The organism is Caulobacter sp. UNC358MFTsu5.1, from assembly GCF_000712075.1.
Classification (GTDB): domain Bacteria; phylum Pseudomonadota; class Alphaproteobacteria; order Caulobacterales; family Caulobacteraceae; genus Caulobacter.
The window spans coordinates 88,366-106,796 of the sequence record NZ_JONW01000009.1 but is presented as its reverse complement, the minus strand read 5'-3'; the positions used below and the strand labels follow the sequence as shown (position 1 = coordinate 106,796).

Below are 18,431 nucleotides of genomic sequence, written 5' to 3'. Positions count from 1 at the left end.
GCGATGCCATACGAGAGTCCGCTGGTCGAGGCGGCGAGGCAGTCCCACCGGCGAGCGCCCAGGCCCTGCGGCGCGCCGGCCGTCACCGCGCACATCGGCTTCTGGCACCGCCTGCCGGCCAGTTCGGGCGAGACGGCGGCCGAGCACATCCGCAACGGCGCCGCGGCGCTCGGCGCGGCCTATCGGGAAATCAACGCCGCCATCCACCGCTTCCAGGAGCTGCTGGGCATTCCGGCCGAGCGCCGGAAGCGGTTTATCGACAGCCATGGCGGCGATGCTCCGGAGCACTATTTGCCGTTGGAGTTCGAATTCGGCGGCCTGATCGGCAAGGCGGTCTTCTCGCGTAACAGCGAAGCCGTCAGCGCCACCTTCATCATCGACCTTTCGAAGGAACCCGGAGATCAGCTCTATCCGCTGCCGGGACGTTGGGTCCGCGAGGCGGCGGACAAACTGAAGGCCGGCTTCGCCGATCTGGCGGGGCAGTTGCCCAAGCCGAGCGATCCTGGCCGGCTCCAGGCGCACGCCGATTATCTGTACGACGGCTTTTGGACCCTTTTCTTCCGCAATCTCGAGATCGAGGCGATCGTTGGCCGAGGCGATGGGGGCTGGCAGAAGTTCGTCGACGTGCGCGGCGTCGTGCTCAATGTGGGCGACGAAAACAACGTCCACCGGGTAAAGGCCGAGCCGCTGCCGCACGACTTCCTCAACGTAGTGCCCGGCTTCGACAGCGCGGAATCGGCCGAGGCCCTGCATCGGATCTGGCCGTTCGTGCAGGCGTCCCACACCGAGGCGCGGGACGTCGAATTCGTGATGAACAAGGTACTCGCCGGGCGGGCCCTGTTCGTCTCGGCGTTCGGCGACCTGGGCGTCGGGATCGCCCGTCCGAAGTCGCCGCCGGCGCGCCTGGGGTCGGGCGTCGTGCGCTATCTGGTGATGACCAACGGCCTGGGCGCGACGCGGCTTCGGCCGGGCAGCCAAGTGGAGGTGCCGTTCAACCGCTGGCAGATCGGACGGCTGGTCTTTCGACTGCACGAACTGGCGACGATGCGAATGATGGCCCTGCGCGATCTGCGGCTGGTCAAGGGCGCTGGTCAACAGGCGATGGTGCTGGGCAGCCGGCTCGACGACCTCTATCGGCGACAGACCCAGGGCAAGCGGACCACCCGCGATCAGATCAACGACCTCTTCAAGGCGCTGAACAACCTGGGCTCTGACGCTGTCGGGGGGTTGAGTTACCGGATCAACCGATCACGCCTGATGGCCCAGGGCTACAAGCAGACGCTTTTGGACCTCGAGATCGAGCGGGTCGACGGCTGCCAGCCCTACGACGAGTTCGTGCGTCGCCGGCTGTACCACGAGTTCGACACGATCGACCGCATAGGCATCCGGGTGGAGAGCCTGTCCAAGCGGGCCGCCAATCTGCTCTCGCTGGTCGATACGACCAACCAGCTGGACTACGGACGCGACATCGCCACGTTCACCTCGAAGGTGGCCGAGGGGCAAGTCCTAATGGCTGAAAGCCAGAAGTCGATGGCCGAAAGCGAGCGGCAGATCGAACATCTGCAAGGCACCGCCGAAATTCTCGTCGCCGCGGGCGCCTGGTACTATGTCGCCAGGGGGCTGACCGGCATCGCGATCTTCAAGTGGGTTGAAGGCTTGCCTGTCTGGGCCCCATGGCGATCAACATTCATCCTCGGCGACTGCATCGCGGCGGCGGACGAGGTGACCAGCTTTCTGCTGTCCGGCGTATTGGTGACCCTGATCCTCCTGTGGCGGAGGTCCGCTCGGAAGAAACAGCGACGCCGCTAGTGCGAGATCCGCGGCCGCAGCTTGTACGCCCCGTGGTCGAAGCTCTCGAAGATCACCGCCGTCTGGGGGTGGCCCACGGGCTCGCCGGTGTCGTCCGCCAGCAGGTTCTGCTCGGAGACGTAGGCGACGTAGGTGTTGTCGTCGTTCTCGGCCAGCAGGTGGTAGAACGGCTGGTCCTTGGTCGGCCGGATATCCTCGGGAATGGAGTTCCACCATTCCTCGGTGTTGGCGAACACCGGGTCGACATCGAACACCACGCCCCGGAAGGGGAAGATGCGATGCTTGACCACCTGGCCGATCGCGAATTTGGCGAGTCTCGGGTTCATGTCGCGCAGTTTACACGAGTCTCCTGACTAGAACCTGAACGTAGAGTTCCGTGGCCGGATAACAAGGCGAGGCCTTCCGGTGGGGGAATCCGGCCGCTATGCTCGCTCCCGAAGTGAGGCGGTTCGGCTCGAATCGCCTGCGAGACAAGGTGGAACGACCATGTCGGAGGCGCCGCGAGCGCCCGGCGCGCCTCAGCCTTCGGGCTCGGGCCGGCGCCGGCCGCCAGGCGAGCAGTCGTGCTATGCGGCGCTCGACCTGGGTACGAACAACTGCCGCCTGCTGGTGGCCACGCCTTCACCGCGCGGCTTCCGCGTCGTCGAGGCCTACTCCCGGATCGTCCGGCTGGGCGAGGGGCTTTCCCAGACAGGACAGCTGTCCGACGAGGCCATGGATCGCTCGATGGCGGCCCTGAAGGTCTGCGCCGAGAAGATCCGCCGCCGCAAGGTGGTGCGGGTCAAGGCCGTGGCCACCCAGGCCTGCCGGGGCGCGGCCAATGGCCCCGATTTCGTGCGCCGGGTCGCCGAGGAGACGGGCCTGCGGCTGCAGATCATCACGCCCAAGGAAGAGGCCCAGCTGTCCGTGGCCGGCTGCATGAGCCTGTTCGACCGCGACGCCGAGGCCGCTCTGGTGGTCGATGTCGGGGGCGGCTCGACCGAGCTGTCCTGGGTGGACCTCAAGGGCGAGGGGCTGGACAGCAAACCCCGCCAGTTCGCGACCTGGAAGCTGCCGATCAAGGCCTGGCTGTCGATCCCGATCGGCGTGGTCACCCTGGCCGAGCGCTTCCCCGAGGGCGAGCGGGCGGAGGAGGGCTGGTTCCGGGCCATGGTCGACGCGGTCAAGGCGCGGATCGAAGCCTTCCCGCACGCGGAGCCGATGCGACGGCTTTTCGAGAGCGGCCGGGCCCACATGGTCGGCACCTCGGGCGCCATCACCAGCCTGGCCGGCCTGCACCTGGGCCTGCCGCGCTACGACCGCAACATCGTCGACGGCCTGTGGATGCAGCGCCAGGAATGCGAGGCGGCGGCCGACCGGCTGCTGGCCCTGACCGCGCGGGAGCGGGCCCTGGAGCCCTGCATCGGGGCCGATCGCGCCGACCTGGTGCTGGCCGGCGCGGCGATATTGCAGGCCGTCCAGGAGCTTTGGCCGTGTTCGCGCGTGCGTGTCGCCGACAGGGGGCTTAGAGAGGGGCTCCTGATGTCCCTGATGTCCGATCAGCAGAAGAAGCCGCGCCGGCGTCGGCGAGGCGGCGCCGGTCGGTCGTCCCGCCCCTCGACGGTGAACGCATGAACGACGAACCTCCCCGCAAGCGCATGGTCAAGCCGCCGGCCGGCGGCAACGAGAGCGGCCGCGCCAAGCCGGCGCGCCTGAAGACCGCCTTCGGCCGCACGCCCAGCCAGCAGGCCTGGCTGGAGCGCCAGATCAACGACCCGTTCTCGGCCAAGGCTCGCGCCCTGGGCTATCGCAGCCGCGCGGCGTTCAAGATCAGCGAGATCGACGACAAGTTCCATTTCTTCCGCAAGAACGCGCGGGTGATCGACCTGGGCTGCGCGCCCGGCGGCTGGCTGCAGATCGCCGTCGAGCGCGGCGTGACCCAGCTGGTCGGCGTCGACCTGCTGCCGGTCGACCCGGTGGCCCCGGCCCACATCCTGGAGATGGACTTCACCGACCCGTCCTGTCCGCCCAAGCTGATCGAGCTGCTGGGCGGCGCGCCCGACCTGGTGATGTCGGACATGGCCCCCAACACCGTCGGCCACCGCGAGACCGACCACCTGCGGATCGTGGGCCTGATCGAGATCGGCGCCGAGTTCGCCATCGAGGTGCTCAAGCCTGGCGGCGCCTTCGTGGCCAAGGCCTTCCAGGGCGGCGAGACGGCCGAGGTGATCGCCCGCCTGAAGAAGCACTTCGACAAGGTCGTGCACTTCAAGCCCAAGGCCAGCCGCAGCGACAGTTCCGAGGTCTTCCTCGTGGCGACCGGGTTCAAGGGCCGGTAAGCCCTCCAGGCCCGGCTAGGGTGTTCGACCGATTGTCGGGCGGCGCCGGCGGGCCTGTTCTCTGCGGCGCGCAGTCACGCGCAGTCGTGAGAGTAGCCCGATGTCCAAGTCTTTCAGCCTCGCCGTCGCCCTGGCCTTCGCCCTGTCGGCTTTCGGCTCGTCCGCCCTGGCCGACAAGCAGTGCCGCGACTCCAAGGGCAAGTTCATCAAATGCCCGGCGGCCGCTTCCGCGCCGGCCAAGCCCAAGCAGTGCAAGGACGCCAAGGGCAAGTTCGTCAAATGCGGCTCGCCCGGCGCCAAGCCGGTGAAGTAGGGCGCCTGGCGCTCGCGAACTTTCGTCCCATTTCTGCGGTCGGGCGGGTCGACAGGTCGTCGTCCCGACGCTATACCCGCGCCGCAAAATGGAGACTCCAATGGAGATTCGCGAAGGGCTCACCTTCGACGACGTTTTGCTCGAACCCGGTCCGTCAGACGTCATGCCCACCCAGGTGACGACCGAGACCAAGTTCACGCGTGAAATCAGTCTGAACATCCCGCTCGTGTCCGCCGCCATGGACACGGTCACCGAAAGCCGGCTCGCCATCGCCATGGCCCAGGCCGGCGGCATGGGCATCCTGCACCGCAACCTGACGGTGGAAGAGCAAGCCGACCACGTGCGCGAAGTGAAGCGTTACGAAAGCGGCATGGTCATCAACCCGCTGACCATCAATCCCGAAACCACCCTGGCCGAGATCCGCGAGATCAAGGCCCGGCGCAAGATCTCGGGCTTTCCCGTGGTGGAGGCCAAGAGCGGCAAGCTGGTCGGCATCCTGACCAACCGCGACATGCGGTTCGAGGGCGACGACAAGGTCCCGGCCTCGGCCCTGATGACCCGCGAGAACCTGATCACGGTCTCGGAAGGCATCGATCATCGCGAGGCGCGCGAGCTGCTGCGCAAGCACAAGATCGAGCGCCTGATCGTCGTCGACGACGCCTACCGCGCCGTCGGCCTGATCACCGTCAAGGACATCGAGAAGGCCCAGGCTCACCCCCTGGCCGCCAAGGACGACAAGGGCCGGCTGCTGGTCGGCGCGGCCTCGACCGTCGGCGACGCCGGCTTCGAGCGCTCGATGGGCTTGGTGGAGGCCGGCGTGGACGTCGTCGTCATCGACACCGCCCACGGCCACTCCAGCCAGGTCGCCCAGGCGGTCGCCCGCCTGAAGCGCGAAGCCAACCGCGTGCAGATCGTGGCGGGCAACATCGCCACCTACGACGCCGCCCGCGCCCTGATCGACGCCGGCGCCGACGCGGTGAAGGTCGGCATCGGTCCGGGCAGCATCTGCACCACCCGCATCGTCGCCGGTGTGGGCGTGCCCCAGCTGACCGCCATCGCCGAAGCCGTCCGCGCGGCCCGCGACAGCGGCACGCCGGTGATCGCCGACGGCGGCATCAAGTACTCGGGCGACCTGGCCAAGGCCATCGCGGCCGGGGCCTCGACCGCCATGATGGGCTCGATGTTCGCCGGCACCGAAGAGGCGCCCGGCGAGGTGTTCCTGTACCAGGGCCGCTCGTACAAGAGCTATCGCGGCATGGGTTCGGTGGGCGCCATGGCCCGCGGCTCGGCCGACCGCTACTTCCAGAAGGACATCACCGACAGCTTCAAGCTGGTGCCGGAAGGCATTGAAGGGCAAACGCCTTTCAAGGGCCCGATCGCCCCGGTGCTGCACCAGCTGGTCGGCGGCCTGCGAGCCGCCATGGGCTATGTCGGCGCGCCCGACATCCTCGAATTCCAGCGTCGAGCCCGCTTCGTGCGGATCACCGGCGCCGGCCTGCGTGAGAGCCACGTCCACGACGTGATGATCACCCGGGAAGCGCCGAACTATCCGAGCGCGGTCTAGGCCGTGCGGATGGCCCTCGAACTTCAGATGCTGGGCTGGGCCGTCGTGATCGGCCTGGTCCACCTGCTCTGGGCGGCCGCGGCCGCCCAGCCGCAGCGTGGTCTGAAGTGGAACATCGGGCCGCGCGACACGCCGGTGGTGCTGACGGGAATGGCGGGGCGCCTGGAGCGCGCCTTCGCCAATTTCCGCGAGACCTTCCCGTTCTTCGCCGCCGCCGTGCTGGTCGCCTATCTGGGCGGACGCCTCGGCATGCTCTCGGCCCATGGAGCGGTGCTCTATGTCGGGGCGCGGGCGGTCTACATCTTCCTCTACGCCTTCGGCGTGCCGGTCGTCCGGTCGCTGGTCTGGCTGGCTTCCCTGATCGGCATCGGCCTGATCCTGGCGGCCTTGGTGATCTGAAAGCAAAAATGCGCGACGGCGGCAGACTAGCAGCGGCGATCGAGGTCTTCACCGAGATCGAGACGCGTCATTTCCCCGTACGGATGGCGCTGAAGCGCTGGGGCGAGAGCGCCCGGTACGCCGGCTCCAAGGACCGCGCCTTCGTGTCGGGCCTGGCGCTGGACGCCCTGCGCCGCAAGCGCTCGCTGGGCTGGATGATGGGCGACGACAGCCCGCGCGGCGTGGTGCTGGGCGTGCTGGCCCACGACTGGAAATGGCCGGTCGACCGCATCGCCGAGGCGGCCGGCGAGGAGCACGGCCCCGGCGCCCTGACCGACGCCGAGCGCGAACGCGTCGCCTCGCCGCGCGCGCTGGACGACGCGCCGCCCGCCGTGGCCGGCGACTATTCCGACTGGATGGACGCCTCGCTGGCGCGGGCGCTGGGCGAGAGCCGGGCCGCCGAGATGGCCGCCCTGTCCGAGCGCGCCCCGGTCGATCTGCGCATCAACCTGCTGAAGACCGACGTCGAGCGCGGCGCCAAGGCCGTCGCCCTGATCGGCGCCGAACCCGCGGGGGTGCTGGACACCGCCTTCCGCATCCCCGCGCCCCAGGCCGCCGACCGCACGCCGTCGGTCGAGGCCGTGCCCGCCTTCTCCAAGGGCTGGTTCGAGGTTCAGGACCTGGGCTCGCAGATCGCCGCCGCCGTGGCGGGCGACGTCAAGGGCAAGCAGGTGCTGGACTTCTGCGCCGGGGGCGGGGGCAAGACCCTGGCCCTGGCCGCCGCCATGGACAATCGCGGCCAGATCTACGCCCACGACAGCGACGCCCGCCGCCTGGCCGACACCATCCGTCGCGGCCAGAGGGCAGGGGTCCGCAACCTGCAGATCCGCTCGCCGATAGAGGGCGCGCCGCTGAAGGGCCTGGAAGGCAAGCTGGACCTGGTGTTCGTCGACGCGCCGTGCACCGGCTCGGGCACTTGGCGCCGCCACCCCGACGCCAAGTGGCGCCTGTCGCCCGACCAACTGGCCAAGCGCCAGATCGAGCAGGACGCCGTGCTGGCCGACGCCTCGGACTTCGTGAAGCCCGGAGGCCGCCTGATCTATGTCACCTGCTCGCTGCTGGCCGAGGAGAACGAGGACCGCGTGGCGGCCTTCGTCGAGCGCCATCCGGGCTTCTCGGTGAAGCCCGTCACCCTGGCCGGCGTCGAGCAGCACATCACGCCGGAAGGCTATCTGCGCCTGACCCCGCATCGCGCCGGCACGGACGGCTTCTTCGCCGCCGTGATCGAGCGCGGGTCCTACGCGCCCTGAACCTGGATTGCTCCCGCAGGGGAGACCGAACCGAAACGACGAACGCTGGAGAGCCTGACCCTATGACCGCCGAACCCCATCACCAGCGCGTCCTGATCGTCGACTTCGGCAGCCAGGTGACCCAGCTGATCGCGCGCCGGGTGCGCGAGGCCGGCGTCTATTGCGAAATCCATCCGTTCGACAAGGCCGAAGGCCTGGTCGACGACTACAAGCCTTCGGCGATCATCCTGTCGGGCGGCCCCGCCAGCGTGCTGGAGGCCGACAGCCCCCGGATCGGGACCAAGCTGTTCGATCTGGGCGTGCCGATGCTGTGCGTCTGCTACGGCGAGCAGCTGCTGTGCGACGTGCTGGGCGGCAAGGTCGAGGGCGGCCACGCCGGCGAATTCGGCCGCGCCGAGCTGACCATCGGCAAGCAAAGCCCGCTGTTCCAGGGCCTGGCCGAGGTCGGCGGACTGGAAACCGTGTGGATGAGCCACGGCGACCGCGTCACCGCCATCCCGGAAGGCTTCGAGGTGATCGCCACCTCGACGGGCGCGCCCTTCGCCGCCATCGCCAACGACGCCCGCAAGATCTACGGCGTGCAGTTCCACCCCGAGGTGGTCCACACCGTCAACGGCGCCAAGATCTACAAGAACTTCCTGTTCAACATCGCCGGCCTGAAGGGCGACTGGACCATGGCGGCCTTCCGCCAGGAGATGGTCCAGAAGATCCGCGACCAGGTCGGCGACGGCAAGGTGATCTGTGGCCTGTCGGGCGGCGTCGACAGCTCGGTGGCCGCCGTCCTGATCCACGAGGCGATCGGCGCCCAGCTGACCTGCGTCTTCGTCGACACCGGCCTGCTGCGCAAGAACGAGGCCGAGCAGGTCGTGACCCTGTTCCGCGACCACTACAACATCCCGCTGATCCACGTGGACGCCGGCGACCTGTTCCTGGGCGAACTGGCGGGCGTCTCCGACCCCGAGACCAAGCGCAAGACGATCGGCAAGCTGTTCATCGACGTCTTCGACAAGGAAGCCGCCAAGATCGAGGGCGCGGCGTTCCTGGCCCAGGGCACGCTCTATCCGGACGTGGTCGAGAGCGTCTCGGCGCGCGGCGGTCCGTCGGCGGTGATCAAGAGCCACCACAACGTGGGCGGCCTGCCGGACTACATGAAGCTGAAGCTGGTCGAGCCGCTGCGCGAGCTGTTCAAAGACGAGGTCCGCGCCCTGGGCGTCGAGCTGGGCCTGGCCCCGGCCTTCGTCGGCCGCCACCCGTTCCCCGGCCCGGGCCTGGCCATCCGCATTCCCGGCGACATCACGCCCGAGAAGGTCAAGGTCCTGCAGGACGCCGACGCCATCTATCTGGAAGAGATCCGCAACGCCGGCCTCTACGACAAGATCTGGCAGGCCTTCGCCGTGCTCCTTCCCGTCAAGACGGTCGGGGTCATGGGCGACGCCCGCACCTACGAGAACGTCCTGGCCCTGCGCGCGGTCACCTCGACCGACGGCATGACCGCCGACTTCTTCGAATTCCCGTGGGACGTGCTGGGCAAGACCGCCACCCGGATCATCAACGAGGTCCGCGGCGTCAACCGCGTGGTCTACGACGTGACCTCCAAGCCGCCCGGCACGATCGAGTGGGAGTAGGTTTCCGGCTTTGACGCGCTTTCTTCACGCGAACCGGTTCCCACTTCGCTTGAAAGCGCTCTAGCCGGCCGCCTTCGGCTGGAACGGCGCCCAGGCCTCCACCAGCAGGCCTGGGACCGCGTTGTTCAGCGAGATGTGGCCGTTCACGAACTCCAGCCTCAGGCGCATGCCGGCCAGGCCGACGCCGGCCGTCGCCTGGGTGTTTTCGGGCAGGCCGACGCCGTAGTCGCGGATCGACAGCAGCACCATCTCGCCCGCCTGGCGCAGGCCGATGGTCGCCCGGGGGCTGCCGGCGTGGCGATGCACGTTGGCCAGGGCTTCCTGGGCGACGCGATAGAGCGCCACCTCGATCGACCGGGCCATCTTGGGGAAGTCGTCGGCGATATCGATCTGCAGGGCCAGACCGGTGCGGCGGGCGAAGCCTTCCGCCATCTGCCGGATGGCCGGCCCCAACCCCATCTCCTCCAGGCCCGGGGGATGCAGCACGTAGGACAGGCTGCGGATTTCCTCCAGCGCGTTGGCGAGCAGGGCCTCGACCTCGACGCGGGTCTTCTCGGCGCGGCCTTCGGCCTTCATCGCGCCCAACATGAGCTTGGCGCCGGTCAGGTATTGGGCCGTGCCGTCGTGGAGTTCGCGCGCGATCCGCCGGCGCTCGTCGTCCTCGGCGTGGAGCAGGGCGGCGGTGGCTCGTCCCAGCGCGGCCTGGGTGTGGCGTTGGACCGTGATGTCCTCGTGCGCCAGGACGATCAGGGTCCGATCGTCGCGCGAAATCCGCGTCGCGGTCAGCCGGGTCCACAGCGGGCCGTTGTCCAGGAAGATCTGGTATTCAAAACGCAGGGGACCAGGCTCGCCGGCAAGCAGATCGCGCAGACCCTGTCTGGCTTCCGCTGCGTCAGGCGCGTCGAGGCTCTCGCAGAACGAGATATAGTCGAGGCCTAGTCCGTAGTTTTCCACAGGCAATTCGTGAAACTCGGCGAACTGCATCCAGGCGTCATTAACCGCGATGATTTCGCCCTGGTCGTTCAGGATCGCAACATTCGCGGCAACGGCGTCGAGTATGGATTCGTGCAAGCTAAACGCGGACCATTCGCTCATCTCGTGAGCCGTATGCATTTCGGTATTTAGCCCTGTGTTTTGATTGTTCGTCTCACGCAAGCCACTGTGCAGGATTCGCGCGACGAGGCACGCGAAGAGAACGCATATATTTCATCGCCGCGCATCCGGAGTTTCGGATTTATATTTCAACCGGCGCGATCAGACGTGTGCGGAACACCCGTCGCGAAATGCGGGCGAAAGCCATCGGTTCCTGAAACGCCCGGAAGCGAAGGTTCGCCCCGCCGCGTACGGGAAATACCGGCGCGTGAGATCGGAAGCCTAGGGTTCCAGGCCGTTATAGACCGTCGAGCCGGGACCGCCGGGCTGGCGCAAGACCTGCTGGCGCAGCCTGGGATCGAAGCTGATGTGCACGCAGCGGCTCTTCTCGTAGATCAGCTGGTCGAACTTCAGCCCGCTGTCGCGGATGGTCTTGGCGGCTTCCAGGTCGGTGAGGCTGTCGACATGGAAGTCGGCGGCGTGGCCCAGGGCGTGGGCCGAGTTGGGCACGCCCCCGACCGCGGCGTTCACCTGGGGATTGCGATAGGCGCTGGTGATCTCGATCGGCCGGTTGAACAGCGCCCGGACCCCCTCCATCCGTTCGGCCAGCCGCTTGAGGTTCTCCAGATGCGCGGGCGTCGGGTCGTTCTTCACGCCCATCGACAGGGCCTTGCTGGAGATCGTGAATTCCTCGAGCGAGAAATGCGCGCTGAGTTTCATGAGCGCCCCTCCTGGTGCCGTCAGAGGTTAGCGTTTACGCGACACAATCCAAGCGGGAATTTCTCAAGGGGCGCCTACTGAATGTGGCCGTAGTGGCGGGCGACGTAGATCACGAAATAGATCAGGGCGCCGCCGGCGAAGAGCGTGTGGAAGCGCAGGTTGCGGATGAAGCAGCCGGCCAGGCTGAGCCCGACCATCAGGGCGATGCGGATCGGATATTCCGGGCTGAGGCTCAGGAAGTGCGCCACGCCCTTCAGCAGGGTGTCCAGGACGTCCATGAGAAGGCTGACGATCAGCAGGCCGAAGAACCAGGCCCGCCGCGACATGAAGTAGTCGCCGTAGCCGTCGTACTCGCTGATCTCGGTGGGGAAGATCACGCTGCACAGCAGGAAGATCATCGCCGCTTCCGAGATCAGGAAGAGATAGGTCTCGAAGGTGAGGGCCCGCAGTTCGGTCAGCTGGAACTGCCACCACCAGAAGGCGGTGATCGAGACCATCATGTAGAGCACCCAGCACAGGTGGGGCCACCACAGGTGCTCCTTCTTGGGATGCTGGATCAGGCCGGCGACGCCGTTCAGCAGCCGCGCCAGGCTGAGGCCCATGATGATGCTGATCATCGTGCGGGCGTGGACCAGGAGATCGTGGGTGGGCGGGGCGACCTGCATGCCGCAAGATGACCACTCGGCGCGGTTGTGCGCTAGCCCCTGGTTTCGCGTGTTGGGAGGTCGTGGCGCCGGTCCCGGAATCCGGGCAGGGTGCGGGGGTGTCCGACCAGTTCTCCCTCTTCGACGTGCCGCCGGCCACCGACCGGCTGTTCTTCGCGATCTTTCCCGACCCGGCGACGGCGGCCGACATCGCCCGGCGGGCCGATGCGCTGCGCACGGCGCACCGGCTGAGCGGCCGGCCGCTGGCGGCCGAGCGCTTCCACATCACGCTGCACCATCTGGGCGACCATGCCGGCGTGCGGCGCGACATCGTGGCCATGGCCGGCGAGGCGGCTCAGGCGATCGCGACCGCGCCCTTCGAGGTGGCCTTCGACCGCGCCGCCAGCTTCCACAACGGCGGCAACAATCCCTTCGTCCTGCAAGGCGGCGACGGGCTGGAGGCGCTGAAGGCCTTCCAGCGCGACCTGGGCCTGGCGATGGCGAGAGCCGGCGGCGGCAAGTGGGTGGACAAGACCTTCACCCCGCACGTGACGATGCTCTACGACCGGCAGCTGATCGGCGAGCAGGCGATCGAGCCCGTCAGATGGACCGTGGGCGGCTTCACCCTGGTCCACAGCCTGCTGGGGCGAACCGAGCACATTCCGCTGGCGCGGTGGACGCTGGGCTGAGCCCGCGAAGGAAATTCGCGTCCAAGCTGAACCAATCGCCGTTTCGCGCATTGTCCAGCTGTATCCCCCCTTGATTTGAACTGACCCCGGCGCCGTCAGGCTCCGGGGTTTTTGTTGGTTCAGACGATCGCGGTCGGCTTCAGCAGGGCCGCGACATTGCCCAGGGCCTCGCGCAGCTGCGCCGCCTTGGCCGGACCGCCCAGCGAAATGCGCAGGCCGCCGGGGGCGTCGGGCGTCGCGGCGAAGGCGTCGGCCGTGACCAGGGCCAGGCCGCGCGCCGCCGCCAGGGCGCGAAGGCCGGCCGGGTCGACGCCGGCGGGCAGGTCCAGCCAGACGTGGAGGCTCTCGGCGTCGCCGCGCGCCGCGGGCAGGACCTCGGCGGCGATGGCGCGGCGGGCGCGGGCCTCCAGCCGCACGCCCGCCAGGATGCGGTCGGCTAGGCCGTCGCGGATCCAGCGGACGGCGACGGCCGTGGTCAGGGGCGAACCCATCAGGGCGGTGGCGCGCAGCGCCTCGGCCACCCGCGCGGCCATCGGGCCGGGCGGCGCCGCCAGGAACGCGGTCCGCAGGCCGGGCGTCAGGGTCTTCGACAGGGTGGCGATGTGCAGGGTGTGTTCGGGCGCCAGGGCGGCCAGGGCGGGCAGGGGACTGTCGAACAGCCGGCTGTAGGGATCGTCCTCGATCAGCCAGGCGTCGCTGGCCCCGACGATGGCCGCGATCGCCCGGCGCCGCGCCAGGCCCATGGTCGTGGCGACCGGATTGCGGGTGGTCGGAACCAGATAGATGGCGGCCGGCCGCTCCTCGGCGCAGAGCCGCTCCAGCGCCTCGGGCAGGAATCCTTCGTCGTCGACCGGGCAGGGGACGAGCCTCACGCCCAGGCGCTCGGCCAGGGCGATGATCCCGGGATAGGTCAAGGGCTCGACGACGATGCGGTCGCCGGGCTTGGCGAGGGTGGTCAGGACGGCGGTCAAGGCCGACTGGGCGCCGGGACAGACCACGATCCGCTCGGGGCCGATCTCGCCCAGCACCGGCGCCAGCCAGGCCGCGCCGGCGGCCCGCTGGCCCGGCGCGCCGGCCCCGGCGTGATAGGCCATCAGGGTCGCGACGTCGGTGCGCTCGAGGACCGCGGCGGTCGTCTCCTTGAGCAGGGCGGCCAGCGACACGCCCTGGGGCGGGGGCGGCAGATTCATGCTCAGGTCGACCAAGCCGGCCTCGTCGTCCACGGCGCGGCGACGCACGAAGGTGCCGCGCCCCACCGCGCCCTCGACCAGTCCGCGCGCCCGGGCGGCGCCGTAGGCGCGGGTCACGGTGGTGAAATCGACGCCCAGCTGGTCGGCCACGGCGCGCTGGGGCGGCAACTGGTCGCCGGGCTGCAGCTCGCCCTCGCGGACGGCGGTTTCCAGGGCCTCGACCAGGGCCAGGTAGATCGGTCGGCCGCCGCCCGTGGCGACGTGCCTCAGCCAGCCAGCCGTGGGCCGGTCGCGGGTCATGGTTGCTTTTCCATGGCGCGATACATACATTCTATTGGTAATGTATGCAACAAGGCGCGCATTGTATGGACCGGCCCCTTCTCACCCACTATGACAACCCCACCAGCCTGCAGGCGGGGCTGACGTGCCGCTGCCCCCGCTGCGGCGAAGGCAAGCTGTTCGCGGGCTTCCTGCGGCTGGCCAAGCGTTGTGACCGCTGCGGCCAGGACTTCAGCTTTGCCGATCCGGCCGACGGCCCGGCCTTCTTCGTCATGACCGGCGTCGGCATCGTGGTGATCGCGATCTGGGCCTGGGCGGTCGTCGCCTGGAACCCGCCGCTGTGGGTGCAGTTCGCGACCGTGTTCCCGGCCCTGCTGGCCGGCTGCCTGGGCACGCTGCGCCCCGTGAAGGCCTGGCTGGTGGCCGAGCAGTACATCCACAAGGCCAGCGAGGGCGGCGCCTCCAGCGTCGAGCAACGCTAGGAACGGCAAGGGGAGGGGACGCCCGCGGCGGGGGCGGTGCGGACATCCCCTCCGTCGCGCCGCGCGAAGGCGGCGCGCGATCCCGTCCGGCAGGCGGACGGGACATGCGGGATCACCAGTTGAACAGGGTGCCATCCTCGAGGCGGTTCACCGGCAGGCTGGCGGGGCGGTAGGGGAACTGGGCGGCCAGGTCCTCGTCGATGTCCACGCCATGGCCGGGCGCTTCGCCGGGGTGCAGCTCGCCGTCCTTGAAGGTGTAGGCGTGCGGGAATACCCGGTCGGTATCGGCGGTGTGGCGCATGTATTCCTGGATGCCGAAGTTCGGGACCCACAGGTCGAAGTGCAGGGCCGCGCCCATGCACACCGGCGACAGGTCCGTGGCGCCGTGGAAGCCGGTGCGCACATTGTTGATCTCGGCCAGGCCGGCGATGCGCTTCAGGTGCGAGATCCCGCCGGCGTGGACGATGGTCGTGCGGATGTAGTCGATCAGCTGCTCGTCGATCAGCTGCTTGCAGTCCCAGATCGAGCTGAACACCTCGCCCACGGCCAGGGGCGTGGTGGTGTGCTGGCGGATCAGGCGGAAGCTGGCCTGGTTCTCGGCCGGGGTGACGTCCTCCAGCCAGAACGGACGGTAGGGCTCCAGGTCTTTGCCCAGACGGCCGGCCTCGATGGGCGTGAGGCGGTGATGGCTGTCGTGCAGCAGGTGCACTTCCTCGCCAAGCGCCTTGCGCGCCGCCTCGAACAGCTTGGGCACGGTGGGCAGGTACTTGCTGGTCGACCAGACGTTCTCGGTGGGCAGGGCCGCGTCGGCCGGCTCGTAGAACAGCTTGTCGCCCGAGACGCCGTAGGTGCTGGCCAGGCCCGGCACGCCGGTCTGCAGGCGGATGGCCTTGTAGCCCATGGCCTTGTAGTTCAGCGCCTCATTGATCGTGTCCTCGATCGTCGCGCCGTTGGCGTGGCCGTAGACCATCACGCCGGTGCGGCTGGCGCCGCCCAGCAGCTGGTACAGCGGCAGGCCAGCGACCTTGGCCTTGATGTCCCACAGCGCCACGTCGACGGCGGCGACGGCCGACATCGTCACCGGGCCCCGCCGCCAGTAGGCGCCGCGGTAGAGGAACTGCCAGATGTCCTCGATCTGGTGAGCGTCGCGGCCGATCAGGCAGGGGATGACATGGTCGGTCAGATAGCTGGCCACGGCCAGTTCGCGCCCGTTCAGGGTGGCGTCGCCGATGCCGTACACGCCGTCGGAGGTCGTGATCTTCAGGGTGACGAAGTTGCGTCCCGGGCAGGTGACGATGACCTTGGCGTCGATGATCTTCAGCATGCGGGCCTTCCGTAAATCCTGACTGGCGCGCGCGGCGTGCAGGGCCGCGCCGCGCTCCCGCGAGCCCCCGAGGATTCGCGAAAGAGTTCAAAAGTGGCCTGGCCAATTGCGTCGTTTCCACCCCTGGTGTCAAGCGAGCGCCGCCCGACGCGTCTTGAATCCCCGCACCTCTCGAACACTTTCCTCCGCGAAATCATCAAATATAACGGTCACATGGCCGGAATCGCGAAAATTTCGGAAACCGGTGTCATCGAATTTGGAGGAGAGGCCAGGGGAATATCTTGAAAGTGTCCTGGCCACTTGTTAGGTTCCCGACCATCGACACGGCGAACAAGCCACCAAACGAGTCGAGAAGAGGGGAAATCCATGAAGCGGCTGCTCTGCTGCGCGTCCACGCCCGCGCTCCTGCTGGCCATGTCCACCACGGCCTTCGCCCAGGCCGCGCCCGACGCCATCGCGCTGGACGAGGTGGTCGTCACCGCCCAGAAGCGCGCCGAGAACGTCCAGAACGTGCCCCTGGCCGTTTCGGTCGTCACCGCCCGTCAACTGGAAAGCGCCGGCGTCAAGGAATTCACCGACGTCTCGCGCGTCGCCCCGTCCCTGACCATCCGCCAGGCCGACCAGCCGATCAACGCCTCGGTGGCGCTGCGCGGCATCGGCACCTTCGCCTACGGCATCGGCGTCGAGCCCAGCGTCGCGGTCCAACTGGACGACGTGCCGGTCTCGTTCCAGGCCCGGGCCTTCTCCGACCTGACCGACGTCGAGCGCGTGGAAGTGCTGCGCGGTCCGCAGAGCACCCTCTACGGCAAGAGCGCTTCGGCCGGCCTGATCAACATCACCACCCGCGACCCGACCCCGCAGTTCAGCGTCCTGGCCAACGCCCTGGCCACCGACGACCACGAATACCGCGGCGCGGTCAGCCTGTCGGGCCCGATCGGCGAGACCCTGGGCTTCCGCCTGAGCGCCAGCCGCAGCGAATACGAAGGCAACGTCAAGAACCTGTACGACGGCAAGAAGGTCAACGGCCGCGACGAGACCTCGGTCCGCGGCAAGCTGGTCTGGCGGCCCATCGAGGACCTGAAGGTCACGCTGGGCGCCAGCTATATCGACGGCGTCGCCACCTCGAACGCGACGATGCGGGTCTATACGCCGGGCGCCACCCTGCGCGGCACGCCGGGCCTGACCGCGAACGTCACCATGCCGGGCGTCGTGCCGGGCGAGGAGAACCTGACGGTCAGCAACGACACGCCGCCCTATGCGAAGAGCGAGGGCTTCGGCCAGTCGCTGAAGGTCGAGTACGACCTGCCCCAGGACTTCACCCTGGTCTCGATCACCTCGCACGACCAGTTCCGCCTGGACGACCAGCTGGACTCCGACCGGACGTCCTATGCCGGGATCAAGAACTCCCAGGGCGGGTACTTCAAGGCCAAGGCCAACACCCAGGAGTTCCGCCTGCTGTCGCCGGGCGACGGGCCGTTCCGCTACACCCTGGGCCTGTTCTACGGCGACAACGACCTGCGCCGCAGCTTCAAGCGGGGCCCGGTCTTCTCGCTGGCCCAGTGGTACGCCATGGCCACTTCGGAGAACAAGGCGGCGTTCGGCCAGGCTGAATGGACCTTCCTGCCCAAGACCACGGCGATCGTCGGCCTGCGCTACCAGAAGGAAGACATCGGCTACTATTTCAACGATATCCAGAACGGCAACGCCAAGTTCTCGGGCGGCGACAGCGACAAGTCGGCGACCTATCGCCTGGGCCTGCGCCACCAGCTGACCGACGACGTCATGCTGTTCGGTTCGTACGCCACAGGCCACAAGGGCCAGACCTACGACCTGACGACCGGCTTCAACCAGGCCCGCGCCGACGTCGGTCCAATCGCGCCGGAAGAGTCCAAGTCGTTCGAGGTCGGGGTGAAGAGCCAGCTGCTCGATCACCGGGTGATGCTGAACGCCACCGCCTTCCACGTGAAGTACGACGACTACCAGGCCCAGGGCATCGACACGATCGGCGGCACCCAGAACTTCCGCCTGACCAACGTCGGCAAGGTGCTGACCAAGGGCGTGGAGGTCGAGGCGACGGCGATCGTCACCCGCGAGCTGCGGTTCAACGCCTCGGCCGCCTATGTCGACGCCAAGATCACCTCGTTCCCGAAGGCGGCCTGCTGGCCGGGCCAGACCGCGGCCCAGGGCTGCGTCGCCGGCTCGCCCTCGTTCCAGGACCTGAAGGGCGCGACCCTGCCCAACGCGCCCAAGTGGAAGCTGAACGCCGGCATGGACTTCACCCAGCCGCTCGGCAGCTACGAAATGCTGTTCTCGGCGGCCTACGCCTATCAGACCAAGGTCAACTTCTCGCTGAACACCGACCCGGGCACGGTCCAGAAGGCCTACGGCGTGGTCAACGTCTCGGGCGGCTTCCGCAAGCCGGACGACGGCTGGCAGGTCGTGGCCTTCGTCAACAACGTGTTCGACAAGAGCTACGGCGTGAACGGCGCCAACCAGTACGGCAACTTCGGCAGCCAGACGGTCACCGAACTGCAGCCGGCGCGCGACTTCCACCGCTATGCGGGCGTGCGCCTTTCTCTGAATTACTAGGGGCGCTGAACTACTAGGACTTTCTCCCGGGGTCCTCGAGGCGGGCTTCGGCCCGCCGCCTTTCTTCTTTCTGGTCCTGGCGGCGGGATTCGCCGCTAGGTTCGA

Annotated in this window: 18 protein-coding genes; 12 read left to right on the top strand and 6 right to left on the bottom strand. The window is 68.2% G+C overall.

Going from position 1 to position 18,431, the window contains the following annotated elements; translation table 11 throughout:
• The first annotated feature begins 3 nt into the window (after positions 1-3).
• Entirely contained in the window at positions 4-1,809 is a 1,806-nt protein-coding gene (locus BR39_RS0117925; protein ID WP_029914742.1) for a DUF3422 family protein, read from the top strand.
• Here BR39_RS0117925 and hspQ read toward each other — a convergent pair.
• Positions 1,806-2,135 (bottom strand): heat shock protein HspQ, encoded by a 330-nt coding sequence (hspQ, locus tag BR39_RS0117920; protein WP_029914740.1) that lies wholly within the window; start codon positions 2,133-2,135, stop codon positions 1,806-1,808. The two genes, BR39_RS0117925 and hspQ, sit on opposite strands and share 4 nt — an antisense overlap.
• A 160-nt stretch (positions 2,136-2,295) precedes the next feature.
• On the opposite strand from hspQ, the gene BR39_RS0117915 reads away from it, so the two are divergent.
• From BR39_RS0117915 to guaA, 7 genes are all read left to right on the top strand, one after another.
• On the top strand, positions 2,296-3,423 hold the full coding sequence (locus BR39_RS0117915; RefSeq protein ID WP_029914738.1) for a Ppx/GppA phosphatase family protein: 1,128 nt from the start codon (positions 2,296-2,298) through the stop codon (positions 3,421-3,423).
• Entirely contained in the window at positions 3,420-4,127 is a 708-nt protein-coding gene (locus BR39_RS0117910) for an RlmE family RNA methyltransferase (protein WP_029914734.1), read from the top strand. The genes BR39_RS0117915 and BR39_RS0117910 overlap by 4 nt, the downstream gene beginning before the upstream one ends.
• 100 nt (positions 4,128-4,227) lie before the next feature.
• The gene (locus BR39_RS0117905) at positions 4,228-4,440 is read left to right on the top strand and encodes a hypothetical protein (RefSeq protein ID WP_029914733.1); all 213 of its coding nucleotides are present in this window, start codon (positions 4,228-4,230) and stop codon (positions 4,438-4,440) included.
• Positions 4,441-4,540: 100 nt separating this feature from the next.
• Complete coding sequence (guaB, locus tag BR39_RS0117900) at positions 4,541-6,004, top strand: IMP dehydrogenase (RefSeq protein WP_029914732.1); 1,464 nt, start codon at positions 4,541-4,543, stop codon at positions 6,002-6,004.
• A 3-nt stretch (positions 6,005-6,007) separates the two neighbouring features.
• Complete coding sequence (locus tag BR39_RS0117895) at positions 6,008-6,403, top strand: MAPEG family protein (RefSeq protein WP_029914731.1); 396 nt, start codon at positions 6,008-6,010, stop codon at positions 6,401-6,403.
• A gap of 8 nt (positions 6,404-6,411) precedes the next feature.
• Positions 6,412-7,692: an RsmB/NOP family class I SAM-dependent RNA methyltransferase gene (locus tag BR39_RS0117890; RefSeq protein WP_029914730.1), complete on the top strand. Its 1,281-nt coding sequence runs from the start codon at positions 6,412-6,414 to the stop codon at positions 7,690-7,692.
• 62 nt (positions 7,693-7,754) lie between these two features.
• Positions 7,755-9,317: a glutamine-hydrolyzing GMP synthase gene (guaA, locus tag BR39_RS0117885; RefSeq protein ID WP_029914729.1), complete on the top strand. Its 1,563-nt coding sequence runs from the start codon at positions 7,755-7,757 to the stop codon at positions 9,315-9,317.
• Between the two features lie 60 nt (positions 9,318-9,377).
• On the opposite strand, the gene BR39_RS25885 is transcribed toward guaA, so the two are convergent.
• Entirely contained in the window at positions 9,378-10,271 is an 894-nt protein-coding gene (locus BR39_RS25885; RefSeq protein WP_231499501.1) for a sensor histidine kinase, read from the bottom strand.
• Between the two features lie 9 nt (positions 10,272-10,280).
• Between BR39_RS25885 and BR39_RS27085 the strand changes: the two genes are divergently transcribed.
• Positions 10,281-10,442, top strand: a complete 162-nt coding sequence (locus tag BR39_RS27085) for a hypothetical protein (protein WP_231499500.1) — start codon at positions 10,281-10,283, stop codon at positions 10,440-10,442.
• A gap of 249 nt (positions 10,443-10,691) precedes the next feature.
• On the opposite strand, the gene BR39_RS0117875 is transcribed toward BR39_RS27085, so the two are convergent.
• Together BR39_RS0117875 and BR39_RS0117870 are read right to left on the bottom strand one after the other, a co-directional pair.
• A complete protein-coding gene (locus BR39_RS0117875; protein ID WP_029914727.1) occupies positions 10,692-11,129 on the bottom strand; it encodes a D-Ala-D-Ala carboxypeptidase family metallohydrolase in 438 nt (145 codons plus the stop codon).
• 74 nt (positions 11,130-11,203) lie between these two features.
• On the bottom strand, positions 11,204-11,794 hold the full coding sequence (locus tag BR39_RS0117870; RefSeq protein WP_029914725.1) for a hypothetical protein: 591 nt from the start codon (positions 11,792-11,794) through the stop codon (positions 11,204-11,206).
• 98 nt (positions 11,795-11,892) lie between these two features.
• Between BR39_RS0117870 and BR39_RS0117865 the strand changes: the two genes are divergently transcribed.
• Entirely contained in the window at positions 11,893-12,462 is a 570-nt protein-coding gene (locus BR39_RS0117865) for a 2'-5' RNA ligase family protein (RefSeq protein WP_029914724.1), read from the top strand.
• Between the two features lie 119 nt (positions 12,463-12,581).
• On the opposite strand, the gene BR39_RS0117860 is transcribed toward BR39_RS0117865, so the two are convergent.
• Positions 12,582-13,952 (bottom strand): PLP-dependent aminotransferase family protein, encoded by a 1,371-nt coding sequence (locus BR39_RS0117860; RefSeq protein ID WP_035018646.1) that lies wholly within the window; start codon positions 13,950-13,952, stop codon positions 12,582-12,584.
• Between the two features lie 65 nt (positions 13,953-14,017).
• Here BR39_RS0117860 and BR39_RS0117855 point away from each other — a divergent pair, with 65 nt between their 5' ends.
• On the top strand, positions 14,018-14,413 hold the full coding sequence (locus BR39_RS0117855; RefSeq protein ID WP_029914720.1) for a DUF983 domain-containing protein: 396 nt from the start codon (positions 14,018-14,020) through the stop codon (positions 14,411-14,413).
• 112 nt (positions 14,414-14,525) lie between these two features.
• Here the strand turns inward: BR39_RS0117855 and manD are convergent, their stop codons facing one another.
• Positions 14,526-15,737, bottom strand: coding sequence for a D-mannonate dehydratase ManD (gene manD / locus BR39_RS0117850; protein WP_029914718.1), 1,212 nt, complete (start codon positions 15,735-15,737; stop codon positions 14,526-14,528).
• A 366-nt stretch (positions 15,738-16,103) separates the two neighbouring features.
• On the opposite strand from manD, the gene BR39_RS0117845 reads away from it, so the two are divergent.
• The gene (locus BR39_RS0117845) at positions 16,104-18,326 is read left to right on the top strand and encodes a TonB-dependent receptor (protein ID WP_029914717.1); all 2,223 of its coding nucleotides are present in this window, start codon (positions 16,104-16,106) and stop codon (positions 18,324-18,326) included.
• The last annotated feature ends 105 nt before the right edge of the window (positions 18,327-18,431 follow it).

Coding starts and splice junctions, on each gene's coding strand:
- BR39_RS0117860 (WP_035018646.1), bottom strand. CDS start 13,952: ATGACCCGCGACCGGCCCACGGCTGGCTGGCTGAGGCACGTCGCCACG.
- guaA (WP_029914729.1), top strand. CDS start 7,755: ATGACCGCCGAACCCCATCACCAGCGCGTCCTGATCGTCGACTTCGGC.
- BR39_RS0117855 (WP_029914720.1), top strand. CDS start 14,018: ATGGACCGGCCCCTTCTCACCCACTATGACAACCCCACCAGCCTGCAG.
- BR39_RS0117910 (WP_029914734.1), top strand. CDS start 3,420: ATGAACGACGAACCTCCCCGCAAGCGCATGGTCAAGCCGCCGGCCGGC.
- BR39_RS0117890 (WP_029914730.1), top strand. CDS start 6,412: ATGCGCGACGGCGGCAGACTAGCAGCGGCGATCGAGGTCTTCACCGAG.
- manD (WP_029914718.1), bottom strand. CDS start 15,737: ATGCTGAAGATCATCGACGCCAAGGTCATCGTCACCTGCCCGGGACGC.
- BR39_RS0117925 (WP_029914742.1), top strand. CDS start 4: ATGCCATACGAGAGTCCGCTGGTCGAGGCGGCGAGGCAGTCCCACCGG.
- hspQ (WP_029914740.1), bottom strand. CDS start 2,135: ATGAACCCGAGACTCGCCAAATTCGCGATCGGCCAGGTGGTCAAGCAT.
- BR39_RS0117915 (WP_029914738.1), top strand. CDS start 2,296: ATGTCGGAGGCGCCGCGAGCGCCCGGCGCGCCTCAGCCTTCGGGCTCG.
- BR39_RS0117845 (WP_029914717.1), top strand. CDS start 16,104: ATGAAGCGGCTGCTCTGCTGCGCGTCCACGCCCGCGCTCCTGCTGGCC.
- BR39_RS0117905 (WP_029914733.1), top strand. CDS start 4,228: ATGTCCAAGTCTTTCAGCCTCGCCGTCGCCCTGGCCTTCGCCCTGTCG.
- BR39_RS0117870 (WP_029914725.1), bottom strand. CDS start 11,794: ATGCAGGTCGCCCCGCCCACCCACGATCTCCTGGTCCACGCCCGCACG.
- BR39_RS0117875 (WP_029914727.1), bottom strand. CDS start 11,129: ATGAAACTCAGCGCGCATTTCTCGCTCGAGGAATTCACGATCTCCAGC.
- guaB (WP_029914732.1), top strand. CDS start 4,541: ATGGAGATTCGCGAAGGGCTCACCTTCGACGACGTTTTGCTCGAACCC.